The sequence below is a fragment of the Pseudoalteromonas sp. DY56-GL79 genome (genome assembly GCF_041414765.1).
Taxonomy (GTDB): domain Bacteria; phylum Pseudomonadota; class Gammaproteobacteria; order Enterobacterales; family Alteromonadaceae; genus Pseudoalteromonas; species Pseudoalteromonas piscicida.
In genome coordinates, this window is the sequence record NZ_JANHZS010000027.1 from 44,700 (window position 1) to 64,790 (window position 20,091).

A 20,091-nucleotide genomic window follows, 5' to 3' on the forward strand; every position below is an offset into this window, starting at 1 on the left:
CGACGCAATTGTCGCCCTTGAGCACCTTGATAATAGACTAAAATGTGGCGTAGAAACGAATTCAGTTATTCCATTGGTTGCTGTAGCTTATCCATTTCTGCGATCAAAGTTTTTATCGCCTTCTGCTGCCCTTCAGCCGTGCTAACATCTCCTAATAAAGGTAATGTAGACGACGTTGCTTCAACCTCAAGCTTACCGTGAACTCGTTCCCCCATACTCTCTATCGTTTGCTTGAGCTGCTCTCCAATTGCGGGTTCACTGAGCAGATGCTGTAGCCCTTCTTGCTGCGCAGGTATGGGGATTTGGAAGTACTCTAGATAGCTGTTTACATGTTGATACGCAGCTTGCTGTAAGAAGTTCACAAAGTCAGAATTATCTGAACCAATGATACTGGTATTGAGCTGTCCTGCAAATGGAGGGTCACTTGGTGCTAGTTGCGTGTAGTTTGTACGATTGGCAAGTTCTTTTGCAAAATCAATTAAACCATCAACAATCCGGCTTGAAATTTCACTTCCATAAATTGTCTTAATCTCCTCCAAGCTACTTTCCTCCCACGCATGAGGAACGATATCTAAACTATTTGCAAAGCGCACGCTCACCGCTTTATCGTCTGATAGGCTGCCATTTGGAAGCTGCTGATTAGAATGAGCGGCAAATACATCGTTGCCCGCTGTTGGGCCGGCCGTACCCATGGTTTTGACAGTGGCGTTACACGCCGGATCCCACAGTAGAGCTTTACCTTGCAGATCTCGCAGCATCAAGGCGACAGTGGGAGCAAGCGCACCACCTTTGCTATGACCTGCGACCGTAATGCCACAAGGCGACTTAGCCGTATCGCGTAAAAAGTGCATCAAAGGGATACCGCTTCCTGGGACATTCCCCTGCGGGATCATAACATTCAGCATCGCTAAACCTAATGCCGTAGCCGCTGAAATTTCGGCCCCTTTAACATTGGGAGCAAAAATCCAAGGGGTTGTGATGGCAACATTAAAGTCTTGGAAAATCCAATCAAATAATGATTTTCCATTAGTACCTGCTATTGCTACTATGTATTGGTCAGTTCCACTCACCCGTGCAACATACATCGTGTTAAATGCTTCACCATTGGGCATCATTTGAGCATGAGGTCCCCATACGATGTCGACATTAATAAATGGTATTTCTTTTAATGAGTTGGAGATGGTGTTGTACAGAGACTCGTCGCTGGCGCCTGGGTTTTTAGAACCAGCATTTGCGAATATCTCCACGGCAAAAACGAGTTTTTCAATATCTGTTGGTTGATTTGACATGACTTGCTCCTTGTAGTGATAGACCACAAGCGCACACATAAAACGATAGACTTTTAGAATACTCACTATCGACAATCGCTGTTGTCGTAATACGCAGTGTAAGTCAACACTACCTGCCGCCGCTGTCGGTCTGCTTCATAAATGTAGAAAGAAACTCATGGGTGGCACTACTCTACCACTGAACGCCACTCATTATAGCTCGATGGTTAACTGAGCTAAAACGACAGATTGAGGCTAGTCCAACGACTGATGAGTGTCAAAAATATTTGGTACTTAGATTAAGTATATTAGAAAAACAAAAAGGAGGGAGTTAAACGACCTCACAGAGACTACAGCATAGTTTTTACATCAACCATAGTCGAGAGCAAGTTGAAAAGGCCAATGACAAAATCACTGGCCTCTAAAAACCGTCAACTAATTTTAGGACGGGACATTTTTGTTTGATTTAGAACTTAGGCCCACCGCCACCGAACATGCCCGGCGGCATCATGCCTTTCATGTTCTTCATCATTTTCATCATGCCGCCTTTGCCTTTCATCTTCTTCATCATCTTCTGCATTTGGGTAAATTGCTTCAGCAACTTATTAATGTCTTGTACTTGCGTACCAGAACCCGCAGCGATACGCTTTTTACGCGAGCCTTTGATGATTTCAGGACGTGCACGCTCTTTTGGCGTCATTGAGCTTATGATAGCTTCCATTTGGTTAAAGGTCTTATCATTTACTTGACCTTTTACCGCATCCGGCAAGTTCGACATACCAGGCAGCTTTTCCATCATCGACATCATACCGCCCATGTTTTTCATCTGGCGCAGCTGCTCAGCAAAATCTTCCAGTGTAAAACCATCGCCTTTAAAGACTTTCTCAGCCACTTTTTGGGCTTTGTCTTTATCGACTTTCATTTCGACTTCTTCAATAAGCGACAGTACGTCGCCCATACCTAGAATTCGAGATGCAACACGGTCAGGGTGGAATGGCTCTAAGGCATCGGTTCTTTCACCCACACCGATAAACTTAATGGGTTTACCGGTAATATGACGAATAGACAGAGCCGCACCGCCGCGCGCATCACCATCCGTCTTAGTTAAGATAACACCGCTAAGTGGCAGCGCTTCATCAAACGCTTTTGCTGTATTTGCAGCATCCTGACCTGTCATTGAGTCAACGACAAATAAGGTTTCAATCGGATCAATCGCCGCGTGTAAATCTTTGATTTCGTCCATCATGTCTGCATCTACGTGCAAACGACCTGCGGTATCCACAAGTACCACATCAATGAACTTTTTCTTCGCGTGAGAAATAGCACCCGTTGCGATATCTACCGGTTTTTGTGAAATATCACTGGGGAAGAACTCGACGTCAACCTCTGCTGCTAACGTTTCAAGCTGTTTGATAGCCGCTGGACGATAAACGTCAGCACTCACCACCAACACAGATTTCTTTTTGCGCTCTTTAAGGAATTTAGCCAGCTTACCAACACTGGTGGTTTTACCCGCACCTTGAAGACCGGCCATCATCACGACAGCTGGCGGCTGCGCGTTTAGGTTTAGCTCTTCGTTGGCCTCACCCATCGACTTTTCAAGTTCTTCACGAACAATCTTGATGAAAACCTGGCCTGGGCTCAGACTCTTTGTGACTTCTACACCAACCGCGCGTTCTTTTACTTGTTTTACAAAGTCGCGCACAACTGGCAAGGCAACGTCAGCCTCAAGCAATGCCATGCGTACTTCACGGAGTGTTTCTTTAATATTGTCTTCAGTTAGTCGGCCACGGCCACTGATGTTTTTAAGCGTTTTTCCTAAACGCTCTTGGAGGTTTTCAAACATGTATCGGTTCCAAAATCTCGAAATTGTCGGGCATTATACTGATATGCGAGCCACTAATACAGTATTCAAGCCGATTGTTCTGCTTTTTACGCTTTCGCTGAACGAAAATAAGAATAAGTTAACGGATTGAGATAAAACCCTATGCAAGTGGATAGGCTTTAAATACAATAGCTAAAAAAGGAAAGCAAAAATTAGGCACTTATTTTTATGTTGATTATTAGCTTGTCATTAATCGCCTGTCTCTTTTACATCATGGCCACCAGCCATGTTTTATCGCGCTTATTTGACAAACAAGGTCCAGATCAAAAGAAAACCTTAATATTAAGCACCGTCGCCATTTTGACTCATATGCTAGTGTTGGTGAATTCAGTGTTTACGCATCAAGGACAAGATCTCAGTACCGTCAACGTTGCCTTGTTAACCTGTTGGGTTATCGTTGTTTCTGTAACGACCGTATCTTTACGCTTCCCTGCAACATTATTGCTGCCCGTGGTGTATGGTTTCGCCGCTATTTTGTTATTAGCAAGCCTATTCATTCCACACCATATTATTATGCATACAATAAACATAGATGTTGGTCTCGTTTTACATATTTCACTTTCTTTGTTGGCTTACTGTGTACTTATCATCGCCACACTCTACGCCATTCAATTTATGTTTATTGATAAACGCTTAAAACAACGGGATTTGGCGATTATGACCAGCCATCTACCGCCACTTATGCAAGTGGAAAGGCAGCTTTATCAGCTGTTATTTGTAGGCACAGGTTTATTAACACTGGCATTGGCATCCGGTTTTTACTTTTTAGACGGTATGTTCGCCAAAGAGACTATTCACAAAACCATTTTATCTATCGTTGCATGGCTTATTTATGTCGTCGTCGCCTTTGGGCATAAGCAGTTCGGCTGGCGCGGTAAGTCTGTGGTGATTTCAATCATAGCGGCTTCTGGCATCGTGACTTTAGGTTACTTTGGTAGTCGCTTTATACAAGAAGTGATTTTAGGCAGGTTTTAAACTTTAACTTGACTATCGTAACTCACTAACGCTTAATACTCTTTCGTAAGTAAAAAAGGGATCCACTGTTGGAAGACATATCGACCAGCGCCTTGTTTATCATACTCGGCGTGCTCATTTTGATGTCGGCTTATTTTTCTAGTTCAGAAACCGGTATCATGTCAATCAACCGTATTCGTCTACGCCATCTTGAAAAAGAGAATCACCGTGGTGCGAAGCGTGTAAGTAACCTTCTTAACCGTCCTGACAGACTGATTGGTCTGATCCTGATCGGAAATAACCTCGTCAATATTGCCGCTGCGCAAGTGGCTACCATCATTGGACTGCGCCTGTATGGCGATATGGGTATCGCAGTAGCTACCTTTGGTCTCACACTTGTGGTTCTTATCTTCGCTGAAGTCACACCTAAGACTCTCGCAGCTTTATACCCCGAGAAAGTCGCGTTCCCAAGCTCTGTTATCCTCAAAGTATTGTTGAAGGTCTTGTTCCCTTTGGTTGTGGCAACCAACTGGATCACCAATGGTATGTTGCGATTGGTCGGGATCACACCACAAGAGATTGAAGAGCACAGCCTAAGTAAAGAAGAATTAAAAACCGTGGTAAATGAGTCGAGCGCCATGCTGCCCTCAAACCACCAAAACATGCTCACTTCTATCTTAGATTTGGATCACGTGACCGTGGAAGACATTATGATCCCACGCAGTGAGATCAATGCGATAGATATCAACGACGAGTGGAAAGATATTGCTCGCCAGCTCACGAATGCGCAGCACACCCGAGTGCTACTTTACCGTGACCAAATTGATGATGCGGTTGGTTTTATTCACGCTCGTGATGCGCTACGCCTACTGACAAAAGAGCAGTTTGATAAGCCGTCACTACTGCGTGCGGTAAGAGAAATTTACTATGTACCAGAGAATACCTCGCTCAATACACAGCTGATCAAATTCCAAGAAGCCAAAGAGCGTATTGGTCTTGTTGTTGATGAGTATGGTGACATTCAAGGTCTGGTTACGCTCGAAGATATTCTTGAAGAAGTCGTAGGTGACTTTACCACTACGCAGACGCGTGCGCCGAGCGAAGACGTAAACATGCAGCGTGATGGCTCAGTTATGGTTGACGGCAGTGTAAACGTGCGTGACTTAAATAAAGAAATGAGTTGGGACTTACCTACCGAAGGTCCTAAAACCCTCAGTGGTCTGATTGTAGAGCACCTTGAGGATATTCCAGATGCGCCTCTTGGCTTAACGATTTCTGGTTATAAGATGGAAGTCATTGAGATCAAAGAAAACATGATCAAGATGGTGAAAATTTCTTCTAATACCAATTAGCTTAATTAAGTGGTCTATTTTGAGGCAAGAAAACCTTGTCGATAACAAGGCAAAAATTTTACTATTTAGTTGTTCTAAATGAGAAATTTTTAACGCAGTTAGCGTCAGATTTTATCCTTCAAATTGAGCAAGTATTAAGACTAATTGGTATAACTCTTAAGCAAGTAAAAGCTAAACTCAATTGCGGTGTTGAAAGTAACACCGCGGTTTATTCAAGAAAAAATTCTCTCGAACCAGTTCTTATCTAAATCATCTTCACAGCGTTTAAGTTGAACGGCATAGCGCGCAGCACGATGCTTTACCTTATTTGCGACTTGCATTAACCATTTCTTATTTTTATACGTACCACGACGATAACCGCCCCAGCCTTCATGATAATTGAGGTATTGTGCGTAAGCGTCCCATTTAGACACGCCGTTTACCTTGTGAGTCTTGTATACGAACCAAGCCATAAAGTCGATGGCGTCTTCAAAGTCATCGCGATCTGCACCTGAGTTTCCAGTTTCACGAATATAATCAGACCAGGTCGGAGTTTTGGCTTGAGAGTAGCCATAAGCAGAGCTCACTCTGCCAACAGGAATAAACCACAGGAAATATTCCATAGGAGGAGCCGCATCATGCCGAAAAGAACTTTCTTGGTACATCATACTCATCAGTACATGCTTTGGTGAACCCCACTTTTCTTGAGCATCACGAGCGTCATAATACCAATCTTCTTTTTCCTCAAAAATCTTACAAATATCATGAGGTTGTTTAGGTGGTGCAGTAGCACATCCGGATAAAACAGCGACGAGGCTAATTAAAATTAATTTTTTTTGCATTTTTTTCGAAACCTAATGAACTTTTACAATTTGCATTGGTCTGAACTTATGAATGCAGCAGTTTAGCATTGTTTCATCCCTGAAATTTATTTGCGCAGCCTTATGGCTGCGCTTTTTTATGCCTTGTGCATTATGCCCTTGAAAAATAATCGTCAAGGAAAGCCGTGAAGTCTACCGTATCAGCAGCTCTAACCGCAGCCTCATCTTCGAAAGACTGACGTGCAAATGACTTCAGTGTATCTTCATCGTAATAGCCGTATTTGATATCTTGATGAAGTTGCTTATATTTTTTCGCAAATTCAATGCCCATTGAGCCTTGTTCTAAGGTACGACTCTTCAGTTGAGATAGCAACTGCCCAGAAAAGGTAAGTGCAGGTGTTTCAATTGACAACATTAATTTTTCCACTGTTGCCACATAGACTGATTTTTCGGTACTCGCATCTAACATTTTTGCGACTTTGAGTAAGTCTGTAAAAATCTCCGTGCCCCACTGCTTCACACTCACAGGCTCACCCGCTTTACTCAGTTCAAGTGCTGTGCAGCGACCTTGGTTAACCACCTGATGTAAATTCTTACCAGCGAGCTTTTGCGCTTCAAAAGAAAGCTCCGGGCTTGGCTTTAGCAAACAATAGGTTAAGAACACATCGAGGAAGTGGATTTGCTCAAGACTCACACCAGTATGCTCGAATGGGTTAACATCCAACGCACGAATTTCGATATATTCGATACCACCACGTTCAAGTGCTTGAGTCGGTGTTTCACCAGACTTGGCATTGCGTTTTGGTCTAATTGGTGAGTAGAACTCGTTTTCAATCTGTAAAATGTTGCGATTTAGCTGTTTTGGCTCTGCTGCTCGATAGTCTGGAATTTCATGATACAAGTCGGAGCGGCAACGAATGGCTTGTCGCAAGCCCGCAATATACTCATCCAGATCGTTATACATCACCTTAAGCGAGCTTTGTGCACTATTGGTATAACCTAAATCACCCAGTCTAAGTGCGGTGCCGTATTCAAGGTAGATGGAGCCATTTTCTAGCTTACTAAATGGCAAGTCGCTCTTTTTACCTTGCAAAAATGACGGACAAAGCGCAGGAGATGCGCCAAACAGGTAGCTTATCAGCCACATTTCACGCTTGAAATTACGAATAAGGCCTAAATACTGCTGGGAGATAAATGATTGTTGAGGGTTATCGTCTTCAGACATCACTTGCAGGCTTTGCCATACGGTCTCTGGAAATGAAATATTGAAGTGCACACCTGCAATGGCCTGCATCATGCTGCCATAACGGTTTTTCAGCCCTTCACGATAAAGCGTTTTCATTTTGCCGATATTAGAAGTGCCAAACTGCGCTAGGACAATATCTTCTTCGTCCTCAATAAAGCATGGCATCGACAAAGGCCACAGTAACTCATCACCCATGTTAGCCAAAGTAAACTTCTGTAGATCAGAAAGTTGCGCTAATGTCTCTTGTGGGTCTTCACTCACTGGAGTGATAAATTCGAGTAGCGACTCAGAAAAATCAGTGGTGATATGACCATTGGTCAGTGCGTGGCCTGTCTTTTCTGGATGCGGTGTTTTCGCTATTTTTCCCGACCCTTGGATCCGCAATGCCTCACGTTCGATACCTCTTTTGATACCTTTGAAAACGCCGCGATGCGCGCCGTCAGACAATAAGTCCAGCTTAGTGTTTAAGTCTAATTGTTTCAAAAATTCTTCCTCGAACCTACAGGCCAATTTCAAGTTTATGGGGTCGAAACCAAATTATACCAAGTGTATTCATTAAATGAGTGATTTAAACCGAGCAATCAATTTAAATACGGCTACTTTTAGTACACTTAGGCCTTAATAATAACTTTGCCAACATGCTTACCACTTTCCATACAGTGATGAGCCAGCGCAATATCCGCCATAGCAAAGTAATGACTTACATTTATGCTGATTTTGCCAGCTTGATACGCCTGATACAAATATTTAAGATCGTCTAAATTACTCGCAACCAGCATCCCCTCAGCCCTTACACCCCTTATCGTAGCTCGCTCACAGACCATTTCTTTGGTGACGCTGGGAATAGTCACTAGGTGCGAATTCGGCTTCATCGAGTCGACACACTGTAATGCAATATCGCCACCAATTAAGTCCAGTAAATCGCACTCAACTTGGTGCTGATAAAATTTGTCATAACTTATTGCCGTTACCTTGAGCTTCGACAACAATTCGTGCTCAGGACGGGTCGAGACAGCAATGACTTTTCGCCCTTGGAGCTGCGCTAGTTGAATTGCTAAATGCCCCACACCACCAGTTGGTGCCAATACATATAGTGGACGATTATGATTCGAAAATTTATCTAACGCTTGTTTTGCCGTAAGACCCGCAAGACAAAGACCTGCAATATCTGGATTTTCTTGCAAAGAAACCTTGATGAGCTCTGACTCAAGCGCCATTGTATAGTCACTATAGGTCCCGGGGTTACTTGCAAATCCAACCATACCGATGACAAGGTCGCCTACTTTAAATTGGCTATCTGGGCCATAAACCTCAACCACCTCACCATACAGATCGTATCCGAGCGGCAAAAAGGCATCTGCGCTTTTTTGCGCTGCAACATAACCAAGGCCTTGTCTGGTTTTCACTTCAATAGGATTTATGCTGGTACTGTTTACTTTTATGCGCACTTGGCCTGAAGTAAGCGCTGGCAAAGAAATGATGGTGCTACACAGCTGGTTGCTATCACCAAATTCGTAGATACCGTAAGTGGTTGACTTATTAATCATATGCGGCTTTCTTAGAAGACAGTTTGTTATCTTTGTAGAATACGCGAAAGGGTAAGGAGTTTGAAGAAATTTACAGTATGGGAAGGAAAAATGCTCTTACAGCATGGCTGTAAGAGCATTTAGCTATATTAGTGCTTAAACACTATCTGGTCGTCAACCACCTCGACTTTAATGGTATCTCCAGTCACAAACTTACCTTGTAACAAGTCCTGCGCCAACGGGTTTTCAATGTATTGTTGCACGGCTCGTTTTAAAGGACGAGCACCATATACAGGATCAAATCCGCTTGCTGCGATTTTATCAAGCGCGGCGTCACTGAGCTCAAGCGCAAAGCCTTTTTCAGTTAAGCGTTTACTCAATCTGTCTAACTGGATACTCGCTATTTCTTTAATATGTTCATTGATAAGCGGATGGAACACCACGGTTTCATCAATACGGTTAATAAATTCAGGTCTAAACTGACTAGCCAGCACGCCCATAACACGCTCCTTGAGTGTTGCGTAGTCGTTATTTCCTGCTTGCTCTTGAATGACATCCGACCCTAAGTTCGAGGTCATGATGATCACTGCATTTTTAAAATCAACCGTGCGACCTTGACCATCGGTCAAGCGACCATCGTCCAAGACCTGCAATAAGATGTTAAATACATCTGGATGCGCTTTTTCCACTTCATCAAGTAAAATCACAGAATAAGGACGACGCCTTACCGCTTCTGTCAAATAGCCACCTTCTTCGTAGCCGACATAACCAGGAGGTGCACCAACCAAGCGCGCAACTGAGTGTTTTTCCATAAACTCGGACATATCAATGCGCACCATGGCATCTTCCGTATCAAACATAAAGTTGGCTAACGCTTTGGTCAGCTCCGTTTTACCAACCCCTGTTGGACCTAAGAACAAGAACGAACCAATTGGGCGATTTGGGTCTGCAAGCCCGGCTCGTGAGCGACGGATAGCGTTGGCAACCGCATTAACAGCTTCGTCTTGACCAATCACTTTTTTGTGAAGCTCGTCTTCCATTTGCAGTAACTTTTCACGCTCACCTTGGAGCATTTTTGCGACCGGGATCCCAGTCCAGCGAGATAAAATTTCTGCAATTTCATCTTCACCAACCTGATTTTTTAAAAGGCTCATTTCCTGCATTTCAGCCTGAGAAGCAAGGTCTAGTTTTCGCTCAAGCTCAGGGATCCGACCGTATTGTAGTTCGGACATACGTTGCAAATCACTTGCTCGACGCGCGACTTCTAGATCTAAACGCGCTTGCTCAAGCTCAGCCTTAATCACTTGTGTGCCTTGTAGTGAGGCTTTTTCGGCATTCCACACTTCATCCAGCTCACGATACTCAGCTTCTAATTCATTGATGAGCGTTTGCATCTCAGTGCGACGCTTTTGACTCGCTTCATCTTTCTCTTTTGCCAGCGCGTTATCTTCCAATTTTAGTTGGATAATACGGCGCTCTAGTCTATCTAATTGCTCCGGCTTTGAGTCTATTTGCAGTCGAATTGAAGACCCTGCTTCGTCTATCAAATCGATAGCTTTATCTGGAAGCTGCCTGTCTGAAATATAACGATGTGATAAATTAGCCGCAGCGACAATCGCAGGATCGGTAATATCCACTGAGTGGTGCAACTCGTAACGCTCTTTTAAGCCACGCAGGATAGCGATGGTATCCTCTACGGTTGGCTCTGCAACAAATACTTTTTGGAAACGACGCTCAAGTGCCGCGTCCTTTTCAATATACTGACGATACTCATCGAGTGTGGTCGCCCCCACACAGTGAAGCTCACCACGAGCAAGTGCGGGTTTTAGCATGTTGCCAGCATCCATTGCACCGTCGGTTTTGCCCGCCCCTACCATAGTATGGATTTCGTCAATAAAGAGAATAACTTGGCCTTCTTCTTTAGCCAGCTCGTTTAATACCGACTTTAGGCGCTCTTCAAATTCACCACGGTATTTGGCTCCCGCTACCAATGCACCCATATCTAGCGATAGTACGCGCTTACTTTTCAAGCCTTCTGGAACTTCACCGTTGATAATACGCTGCGCGAGCCCCTCAACGATGGCGGTTTTACCAACGCCCGGTTCACCGATAAGTACAGGGTTGTTTTTAGTACGGCGCTGTAGCACTTGAATAGTGCGGCGGATTTCGTCGTCACGGCCAATAACCGGATCAAGCTTGCCTTGCTCGGCACGCTCAGTGAGATCGATAGTAAATTTCTCAAGAGCTTGGCGAGTGTCTTCGGCATTAGGGTCATCCACTTTTTGACCCCCTCGAATAGCCTTAATGGCTTGCTCAATCTTTGGTTGGGTGATGTTAAGCGCTTTGAAAATCTCGCCTAATGGGCCTTTATCTTCGCACGCAGCAAAAACAAACAACTCGCTGGAGATATATTTGTCTTTACGCTTTTGTGCATATTTATCACACAGATTGATCAGCGAAATAAGGTTATTTGAAAGCTGTACATCACCACCTACGCCTTCTACTTTAAATAGCTTTTCAATGGCTTGTGACAACTTAGTATTAAGCTCGTCGGCGCTCACACCTGCTTGTGCTAATAATGCGCGCACACTTGAGCCGCTCTGTTGGAGCAAAGCATACATTAAATGAACAGGTTCAATAAATTGGTGATCGCGCCCAAGCGCTAATGACTGCGCATCGGAAAGCGCAGCTTGGAATTTGCTTGTAAATCTATCTAAACGCATGATTTATTTACCCATATAAAATATCGAATTACCTTATTTATGGGTATTAACTGAACGAAGATCAAGCGTAAAAGTAATAATTTACCCTGATTATTTGCGCCAAATCAAAGTTGCCATACGGCCCGTTGTTTTGTCTCTACGATAAGAAAAATACTGCTCGGACATAGTTACTGTACAGTGTTTATCGCCGTAAAAATCCTCTACACCTTGTTCGCGCAATAACGACTGTGCAAGCTCGAAAATATCCGCAAGATATTTACCGTCTTTTTTGGCAACAAATGCCGTATTTCGTTGCGCCTCAAAAGCCTGTACTACGTCTTCGCCCACCTCGAATGCACTAGGCCCAATCGCTGGGCCAAACCATACACAGATCTCTTCAGGTGCACAGGTAAACTTAGCCAGTGTTTGCGAGATAATTCCAGCAGCAAGAGGCTTCCAACCACCATGGATAGCGGCCACCTCTTCACCATCTTTTGATGCAAGCAGAATGGGTAAGCAGTCTGCTGTCATGATAGCCAGTGGCGTTTGACGCAAGCGAGTGTATAAGGCATCGGCTTGATGGACCTGCGCGATTTCAAACTGCTCGTCGACCACCACCACTTCTGCGCCATGAACTTGCTCAAGCCATACAATCGGGTTGGCCACATAGCCATGTAAAATTCGACGGTTTTCGGCTACCTGTTCGGCATTATCGCCAACATGAAAGGCTAGATTAAAGCTATCATACGGCGGTGCTGAAACACCGCCCTTGCGCGTTGTTGATAATGTCCCAACGAATTGGGTTAATGGCCACTGAGCAAGTTGCATCTTATAAGGTTAAATCCGGGTTTTCTTTGGTGTCTTCTCTGAGCGCTGCCACCAACTTAATCATATCTTCAGGCACAGGCGCTTCCCATGTCATCTTCTCGCCAGTAATAGGGTGAGCGATACTCAGTTTTATAGCATGCAATGCCTGACGTTTAAACTCTCTTAATTGCTCGGTTAATCCTTGAGTCGCATTTCTTGGTGGACGAGGACGGCCGCCATAGAGCTGATCGCCAATTAGCGGGTGATTCAAATACGCCATATGTACACGAATTTGGTGCGTTCTACCGGTTTCTAGGCGCAGGCGCAGGCGCGTGTGTGCTCGAAACTTTTCAGCAACACGATAATGAGTGATAGCTGGCTTGCCCATCTCATGTACTGCCATATGTGTACGCTTGGTTGCGTGACGACCGATTGGCTTTTCAATCATGCCACCTGCGGTCATCGTGCCATTGCAAACCGCTTCGTATTCACGCGTGAAGTTTTCACGCGCTTGCAGATTCTTCACCAAGTGCGTTTGTGCTTGAATAGTTTTCGCCACGACCATTAGACCGGTAGTGTCTTTATCTAGACGGTGTACGATACCAGCACGAGGCACGTTAATGATTTCTGGGTGATGGTGCAGCAGAGCATTTAACACAGTGCCATCTGGGTTACCGGCACCGGGGTGAACCACCAGCCCCATCGGCTTGTTTATCACAAGAATGTCATCATCCTCGTAAACAATGTCTAACTCTATATCTTGCGCTTCGTATTCACGTTGTGCTTCGATAACCGTCTCGATAGCGACACTTTCACCACCAAGTAACTTTTCACGAGGGGTGTTGAATACTTCGCCATCTACGGTGACTTTATCTTCAAGGATCCAAGTTTTTATTCTTGAACGAGAAAAATCCGGGAACAATTGAGCCAATATTTGGTCTAGACGTTTACCACCGAGTTCGACTGGAACCTCCGCTTGGAGGGAAATTTGCTCTGACATCTGAAACTTTACCTAATTTACCAGTGCAAGCCGTGCTCGACTGGGTTAGAATCGTATTAATGCATAGTTTACTCGGTTTTGCCGAGTTGGCCTAGCCGAAGAAAACAAAGGTAGTAAAATAAAATGATTAAAAACTTAAGGACACACGCCTTTAGGCTGGCGTTAGCCGCGTCTGTTTTGGGTTTGGCAGCCTGTTCATCCGCACCAGAACAAGAAGATATTGAACGCGTACCAAACAAATCCGCCCAAGCGCTTTATGAAGATGCTAAACAAACATTAGATTCCGGTTTATATGCCCGCGCCATTGAATTATTGGGTGCGATTAATGCTCGTTACCCATTTGGCCCTTATGCAAGACAAGTTCAAATGGACTTAGTCTACGCATATTATCAAACAGGTAACACTGACCAAGCACTTGCCACTATTGATCGTTTTATTCGCTTAAATCCAAATCATAAAGACCTAGACTACATGTACTACATGCGAGGTTTGGTAAGTATTAAAGCCGACGAAAACGCATTCCAAGAATATTTTGGTGTAGACAGAGCCGACCGCGATGCCAATCGTACCCGTGTTGCTTTTCAGGATTTAACCACGTTAGTTAAAAACTACCCAAACAGTCCGTATGCACCAGAGGCGAAAAAACGTTTAGTTTGGCTACTAAACAAAATGGCTCGTTACGAGCTGAGAGTCGCTGAATATTACTTCGAGCGTGAAGCATATCTTGCCGCAGCAAACCGTGGTAAATATGTAGTAGAACACTACTCTCAAAGTAGTTATCTGACCCAAGCTTTTGACATTATGGAAAAAAGCTACCGCAAACTCGGCCTGCCAGACCTTGCGGATAATGTGAAAAAAGCCAAATCGGTTAACGCACGTAACAAATAAATACACTGTTAAGTCACGATATCACCGATGTCGTGACTTCTCTCCTACCAGTACTCGCCTTCAAGCATTCTACAGCAGTAAAAAATACTTGTTTTCTGTACATAGACATCAGCCGTCAGCATATTTTATTTGATTGTAGTTGTAATAAGGAAGGAATTAGGCTGCCCATAATAGAAGGTAAGCAGCCTTAAAAGGTAAGCATTTGACTTAACAGCGTATTAAATCGCTTCTTCGTCCTCTTCACCTGTACGGATCCGAACCACGCGCTCAACATCGGTCACAAAGATTTTACCATCACCAATTTTGCCCGTTTGTGCGGTCTTTAGGATAACTTCAATCGCTCTGTCAACGTCTTCATCTGCGGTAACAATATCAAGTTTTACTTTAGGCAAGAAATCTACCATATATTCAGCACCGCGATATAACTCAGTATGACCTTTCTGACGACCAAAACCTTTTACTTCACATACCGTCATACCTGTGATCCCCACATCCGAAAGCGCTTCTCGGACATCATCAAGTTTAAACGGTTTAATTATTGCTTCTATTTTCTTCATGACTATCTCGATTCCTTTGGTATAGCGTCGATTTTAGACAATCCGCTTGCCCAAGGCAAACAAAGACATTGAAAGTTGAAGTGATTTCACGCAATAATATTAATCATAAATTATTACTTTTTGGTTGTGAGGCGGTAATGAAACAATCAGCAGGATTCAATCTACTAGAACTGATGATAACCATCGCTATATTGGCTATCGTATTGGCCATTTCATTTAGCTTTGATGGCAACCTGCTGCAACGCAACCGAGCAGAGTCCTTCTTACAAGAATTACAGCGCAATATCGCTTTTGCTCGTGTAAAAGCAACCGCCGCAGACGAAATTGTCATTCTCTGCCCAGCTCCCCCAGCCAATATTCAAGCTAGGAGTCCATTTACTTGCCAAGATAATTGGGCAACGAACAGAATTAGCGTGTTTGTTGATAGGGATAAAAATGGCACATTTAGTAATGGTGATACTATCCATAGAACGATGGAGGTCGTAGACGATAACGACACTATGGTATTTTCTGGTGACAATCGTCTAAGGTTTGATTCAAGTGGACTCTTAAGTGGTTCAAACGCCGGAAATTTTACCTATTGTCCTGGTAGTGACGACAACAATCAGCAGTTGAGTGTTTCAACCGCTGGCACAGCATTATATCGAGGAAATACAACAGATACCTGTGGATAGCCACAAAAGTACTGATGCGCAAAATATCTCGAAGTTTCAATCTTGCCTTTAATATATAAACGACTAGGCTTAAAGAAAATATAAAACGAGGCAAAGGATATGCATCGTCATATGGGTTTTTCCCTATTGGAATCTTTAGTGTGTTTGGCGATTATCACTATCGTCAGTTTATTTTCTCTTCCCAGTCTTACGGCTTTATTTCAGTTTGATAAACCAAAAATAAAGCTCGAAGCATTGCGGCGAGCCATCAATTTTGCTCGTATTCAGGCCGTTTCAAGCGGTGCAACCGTCACTTTATGCCCGCTGAAAAACAATCGCTGTGACGACAAAGAATGGCATTCTCAGTTAACGGTTTTTATCGACTACCACCCTCAAGGTGAGTTTTCAGGCGATGATTATAAATTAGCGGTTGTGGACTCAGTAGACTCAGGGGACATGCTCACCTACCCAAGAAACGCCATTATATTTCGCCGCTTTGGTCATCTCGCGGGACTATATAACGGTACTTTTGTCTACTGTAACGCAAGTTCTACCGTGGGATTGTCTCTGTCAGTTAGCTACACAGGGAGAAGCACTTTAAAAGATACTGATGAGTGTCAAAAGTAAATAACCTAAGCTTCGGATAATTAATGCCTTTCTAGCGGCCAGTTTTTGCGCTAACAGCGTTGAATTCACTTCCAATAGCCCGCTATTGGTACGTAAATTCGCCTTGTTAATCCCAAAACTTTCTGGCTAGATAAGGAAATAATTTAATGTAATATTAAAAACAATGAATTAGCTCATTCCTTATCCAAACCTCAGGTTAAATAACCTAAGCTCGGGGATAGTTAGTATGAATACATAGGGGAGGTTAGCTACTCCCCCGAAAATTAACGTTCCCAACACCTATCTATAGCGTCTTGATTGGTTGTCCCAGTCACACCACGAACCCCAAGTTCATCAATGGTTAAAGCTGGGCACTGTTCATCGCCTCGAACCGGCCCTGCTGCGGCTGTTGCAACGATTCTAAAGGTATCTGCAGTGACATTTTCAAGTGTTATATTGAAATAACCATTTTCCGTTGCCGTCGCTACACCGATTGCCGCTAGATTATCGCTGTAAGCTCTGTTATCAACAAAGAACTGCTCTTGCTTATTTGCGGCGTCAAGTAACAAAGTCATGGCATCAGCCCTTGCCCCCCTTCTCACATACTCAGTGTAATTAGGGTACGCAATCGCAGAGAGAATACCGATGATCACCACCACTATCATTACTTCAATCAGGGTAAAACCTGATATTGCTTTGTCTAGGGTACTATTTCTTCTCATCGCTATCTTCCCTCTTATAAATGTAAAGTTGTTTTGTTCTGATACCCGAAGTTTTATTTTTAAAGATGACAACCTTGCCATTATCTCCTACAACTGGCACTGGTTCTCCAGGTATTCCTGGCGGTACAAATGGATTGCTGTCTTCAGCTATGATCCCAGGACCTGCAATATAAGGAACTCTTTTACCATTTTCATCTTTGCGTACAACTAGAGTCGGTGTATCCGGTAAATCCTGCGAAGTAACATAAGTTTTACCTGTACCATAATGTAAATGGAACATGTACAGCTGCCCTTTACCACCCGTTAATGTGCATTGCTGAGTGGTCTGATCTGCAGGTGTAAATGAAGTAAAGTAAGCAACTCCTCCAATAACAGTCGCACCAGAGAGCGATTTTTCACCTCCTGATAACTGATACTTCCAGCCATTAAACTTAGCCAGCTCTACTTCTAGTTCAACAAAGTCATCAATATCATCTACAGCATTCCCAAACGGATCGCTCTTCATTTCCATTAAATCAGAAATTAATATCGGTTCTGGAATGTCATTTACAAATGACTGAGTCTTCGTATGTATGTCCCTAATCATGAAAAGGTAGTCAGTCACACTTGAATCTGTCGGCTTCGAGCGATTACCACTACCAATAACAATGGCATCAAACGGCGTATCTCTGCGCTCCTTAATCAAATTCCCGTTATATCTAGTCTCTGTTACCTTACTATAAAAGGTGCGAGCAATATTTGGACGATAAAAGAAGCGTCTATCCTCATCAGCAAAGCTACTCCCCAAACGCGCCAACTCAAAATGAGTCCAAGGCTCAGTACTATCAGATGGGTTTGGACCGGGTATATCAATTCTCCAGATACTCCCTGCGGTATCCGCTAAATAAATTCTATCAATATAGCCATCATAGTCTGAGTCCGTTAACGTTGGCTCCGCAACAATACTGTGCTTACCTTTAAACGCATCACCAGTCAGCGACCAAACGATATCAGCATTGTTTGACATGATATCAACCATGTAAACCCCTACGCCTTTATCATTATCATCGCTACGTGAAACATTATCTTTATTGGTATTGTATCCTGCTGCAAAAACCAATACCGGTCTATCCTTTTGCTTTTCAATGAAAGTCACCACAGGCTTGGACCACGTTTGCCCCAAGTTCTTAAACTTATTTGAATCACCGGAAATAGGCCCACCCCACAATAGTTTGGGTGAATCTGGATTGGTAATATCAAAGCCATAGTATTTATTGCCGCCGCGGCGCATTCCCACAAAGGCCCAAACCTTATCACCCGCTTCCACCTTACGATTTTTATTCACATCGTGAAAGTACACAGTAATAGGTCCATCTAGGCCATACAGTTTCGTTTCTGCTTTACGTGTTTTGACTGGATTCAGGATAGGTAATAAAGAACCTGGGATAAATGCCCAGCTTTCAGTTACGCTATTTCCTTGATCTTTAAACATATGGAGCATGCCGGCGTTGGTACCAATGAGCACGCGAATATCGCCATTGCCATAGTCGACCGTTGCAGGCTTTGAGTGTAGGGGATCGGCGAATATGTCTGGCCTTCTTTCAGATCTCAAACCGTCACCATCATCATCGTCGACGTCTTGACCTATCGCCCAATTAAAAATATTTTGTATCTCACTTTTACTTGCACCACTTAATTCCATTGCAGCGGCAAGTTTAGTTAAATTACCATAGGCACTTTCGGCGTTATTATAGGTGAAATCAACTAAATCACCGCCACCAAAATCAGACAGTACTTTTCTAGTAACCTGATTTTCAAGCGCATAGTTAACTCCTCCTTTTTCAATATTGTTGCCATCTTTTGATTCCGCTTGCGACCAATATGTTGTGATATTGCTATCAATCGCACCTTTATCATTTATCGCTTTAGTCAGTTCCTGACCTACTATCTCTGTGCCCACAAACTTAAGCTTTTTCAGGTTGCCACGCCAACGCGTATGTGTTTCCGGTTTAAACTGTGTGTAATAAAGTGCATCACCGGTCTGGGTTTGGTCTTCTGCATTGGCAGACACCGTTGGTGAGCTAAAACTTGCACTTACATTTCTGATATTGGTAATGGTGGTTTTGAGTACGTCTGACAACTCTTCCGCAGTATGAGCATGAAAATATTGCCCACCACCTTGCGCCGCGGTTTCCTTCAGCAGCTTCTTGCCTGTACCAGACATACCGTTACCAAAACCGATTGTAAACACACGTGCAAAGTCGTGTTCATCAGGCGTAGAAGGGTATAAGTCAACTTTAACTTGAGACGTACCGCGCATTGTTTTGGCTAAAGCTGGTAAATAGTTTTTGGTAACACCAGAGCCTTCATTAATGTCGAAATAATTAGGGTAGGCGCCATACACTGAGTAATATTCATTAACGATACTTGTGTTAGAATCAGTATCGCTGGTAGGGTCGCCATCCGTCATTAAAATTAAGTTGATTGACGTATCACACCGCTCTTCTTCGCCACGCACGGGCTTAAAAGCAGAAATATAGTTGCTCCCACGTTCAATCCCTTTATCCCTGTCGTTTCCTCCGTTAGTACCCCAGTATACGCCGCCACCTTTAAGATAGTTATACAACTCCCAAAGCGTTTCTGACAGCGGCGTAGAACCACTTGCTGGTAATGCGTTGATCTTATCAACAATATCGCTGCGGCTACTGCCAATCCCATTAAGAATATAACCCCCACTCGAAGAATAAAGTCGAGACAGGCCAAATCTAATATCATCATTATCGCTAACTAAACTGCGCATTGCATTTTGTGCTACTTTTAGGCGGCTATCCGCGCAGCCCTGAACCGCTTGATTATATTGGTTCGCTTGATAACAGTTACTGCCATTAAAACACTCTGTTTCTCGGTAGCCATAACGCGTTTCATAGTACCAGCCATTCCAAACACGATATGAATAACGCTCATAACACGCCTTACCATTTTGAGAATCCCACGCCATACTGCCTGATGTATCGAACAGCATCAGTACCCGAGGTTGCTCACGGGTAGAAACATTATGTTTAACATAAAGCTCAATGTCTTCTGCTTGAGCGGTTTGTAATAGCGCCATTAATGCAACTATCGTGTATATTAACTTATTCATATCA

Annotated in this window: 16 protein-coding genes; 5 read left to right on the plus strand and 11 right to left on the minus strand. The window is 43.6% G+C overall.

All coding sequences use genetic code 11. The features are described from left to right. Positions 1-65: 65 nt before the first annotated feature. Together NO992_RS18595 and ffh are read right to left on the minus strand one after the other, a co-directional pair. Positions 66-1,289 carry a hypothetical protein gene (locus NO992_RS18595; protein WP_371379785.1) on the minus strand — a complete coding sequence of 408 codons (1,224 nt, stop codon included), beginning with the start codon at positions 1,287-1,289 and terminating at the stop codon, positions 66-68. 445 nt (positions 1,290-1,734) lie between these two features. Continuing rightward, on the minus strand, positions 1,735-3,114 hold the full coding sequence (gene ffh / locus NO992_RS18600; RefSeq protein ID WP_010606686.1) for a signal recognition particle protein: 1,380 nt from the start codon (positions 3,112-3,114) through the stop codon (positions 1,735-1,737). A 207-nt stretch (positions 3,115-3,321) separates the two neighbouring features. On the opposite strand from ffh, the gene NO992_RS18605 reads away from it, so the two are divergent. Together NO992_RS18605 and NO992_RS18610 are read left to right on the plus strand one after the other, a co-directional pair. Continuing rightward, positions 3,322-4,128, plus strand: coding sequence for an inner membrane protein YpjD (locus NO992_RS18605; RefSeq protein WP_017216167.1), 807 nt, complete (start codon positions 3,322-3,324; stop codon positions 4,126-4,128). Positions 4,129-4,196: 68 nt separating this feature from the next. After that, a complete protein-coding gene (locus tag NO992_RS18610; protein WP_010606684.1) occupies positions 4,197-5,459 on the plus strand; it encodes an HlyC/CorC family transporter in 1,263 nt (420 codons plus the stop codon). Positions 5,460-5,671: 212 nt separating this feature from the next. On the opposite strand, the gene NO992_RS18615 is transcribed toward NO992_RS18610, so the two are convergent. The 6 genes from NO992_RS18615 to rluD form a co-directional block, all read right to left on the minus strand. Further along, a complete protein-coding gene (locus NO992_RS18615; protein WP_010606683.1) occupies positions 5,672-6,280 on the minus strand; it encodes a transglycosylase SLT domain-containing protein in 609 nt (202 codons plus the stop codon). Between the two features lie 130 nt (positions 6,281-6,410). Beyond that, positions 6,411-7,988 (minus strand): glutamate--cysteine ligase, encoded by a 1,578-nt coding sequence (gene gshA, locus NO992_RS18620; protein WP_349197592.1) that lies wholly within the window; start codon positions 7,986-7,988, stop codon positions 6,411-6,413. A gap of 128 nt (positions 7,989-8,116) precedes the next feature. Next, on the minus strand, positions 8,117-9,052 hold the full coding sequence (locus tag NO992_RS18625; RefSeq protein ID WP_010371032.1) for an NADP-dependent oxidoreductase: 936 nt from the start codon (positions 9,050-9,052) through the stop codon (positions 8,117-8,119). A gap of 128 nt (positions 9,053-9,180) precedes the next feature. Continuing rightward, positions 9,181-11,754 carry an ATP-dependent chaperone ClpB gene (gene clpB, locus NO992_RS18630; RefSeq protein ID WP_253103380.1) on the minus strand — a complete coding sequence of 858 codons (2,574 nt, stop codon included), beginning with the start codon at positions 11,752-11,754 and terminating at the stop codon, positions 9,181-9,183. Positions 11,755-11,844: 90 nt separating this feature from the next. Next, complete coding sequence (pgeF, locus tag NO992_RS18635; RefSeq protein ID WP_371379788.1) at positions 11,845-12,561, minus strand: peptidoglycan editing factor PgeF; 717 nt, start codon at positions 12,559-12,561, stop codon at positions 11,845-11,847. Between the two features lies 1 nt (position 12,562). Beyond that, a complete protein-coding gene (gene rluD / locus NO992_RS18640) occupies positions 12,563-13,540 on the minus strand; it encodes a 23S rRNA pseudouridine(1911/1915/1917) synthase RluD (protein ID WP_010371027.1) in 978 nt (325 codons plus the stop codon). A gap of 123 nt (positions 13,541-13,663) precedes the next feature. On the opposite strand from rluD, the gene NO992_RS18645 reads away from it, so the two are divergent. Then, the gene (locus NO992_RS18645; protein WP_010371025.1) at positions 13,664-14,428 is read left to right on the plus strand and encodes an outer membrane protein assembly factor BamD; all 765 of its coding nucleotides are present in this window, start codon (positions 13,664-13,666) and stop codon (positions 14,426-14,428) included. Between the two features lie 218 nt (positions 14,429-14,646). Here NO992_RS18645 and glnB read toward each other — a convergent pair whose 3' ends face one another. Next, entirely contained in the window at positions 14,647-14,985 is a 339-nt protein-coding gene (gene glnB / locus NO992_RS18650) for a nitrogen regulatory protein P-II (protein ID WP_010371023.1), read from the minus strand. A gap of 137 nt (positions 14,986-15,122) precedes the next feature. Between glnB and NO992_RS18655 the strand changes: the two genes are divergently transcribed. Next, the gene (locus tag NO992_RS18655) at positions 15,123-15,659 is read left to right on the plus strand and encodes a GspH/FimT family pseudopilin (protein WP_371379791.1); all 537 of its coding nucleotides are present in this window, start codon (positions 15,123-15,125) and stop codon (positions 15,657-15,659) included. A gap of 99 nt (positions 15,660-15,758) precedes the next feature. Next, a complete protein-coding gene (locus NO992_RS18660; protein WP_371379793.1) occupies positions 15,759-16,265 on the plus strand; it encodes a GspH/FimT family pseudopilin in 507 nt (168 codons plus the stop codon). A 263-nt stretch (positions 16,266-16,528) separates the two neighbouring features. Here NO992_RS18660 and NO992_RS18665 read toward each other — a convergent pair whose 3' ends face one another. After that, positions 16,529-16,966, minus strand: coding sequence for a type IV pilin protein (locus NO992_RS18665; protein WP_371379795.1), 438 nt, complete (start codon positions 16,964-16,966; stop codon positions 16,529-16,531). After that, entirely contained in the window at positions 16,953-20,087 is a 3,135-nt protein-coding gene (locus tag NO992_RS18670) for a pilus assembly protein (RefSeq protein WP_371379797.1), read from the minus strand. The genes NO992_RS18665 and NO992_RS18670 overlap by 14 nt, the downstream gene beginning before the upstream one ends. Positions 20,088-20,091: the final 4 nt, after the last annotated feature.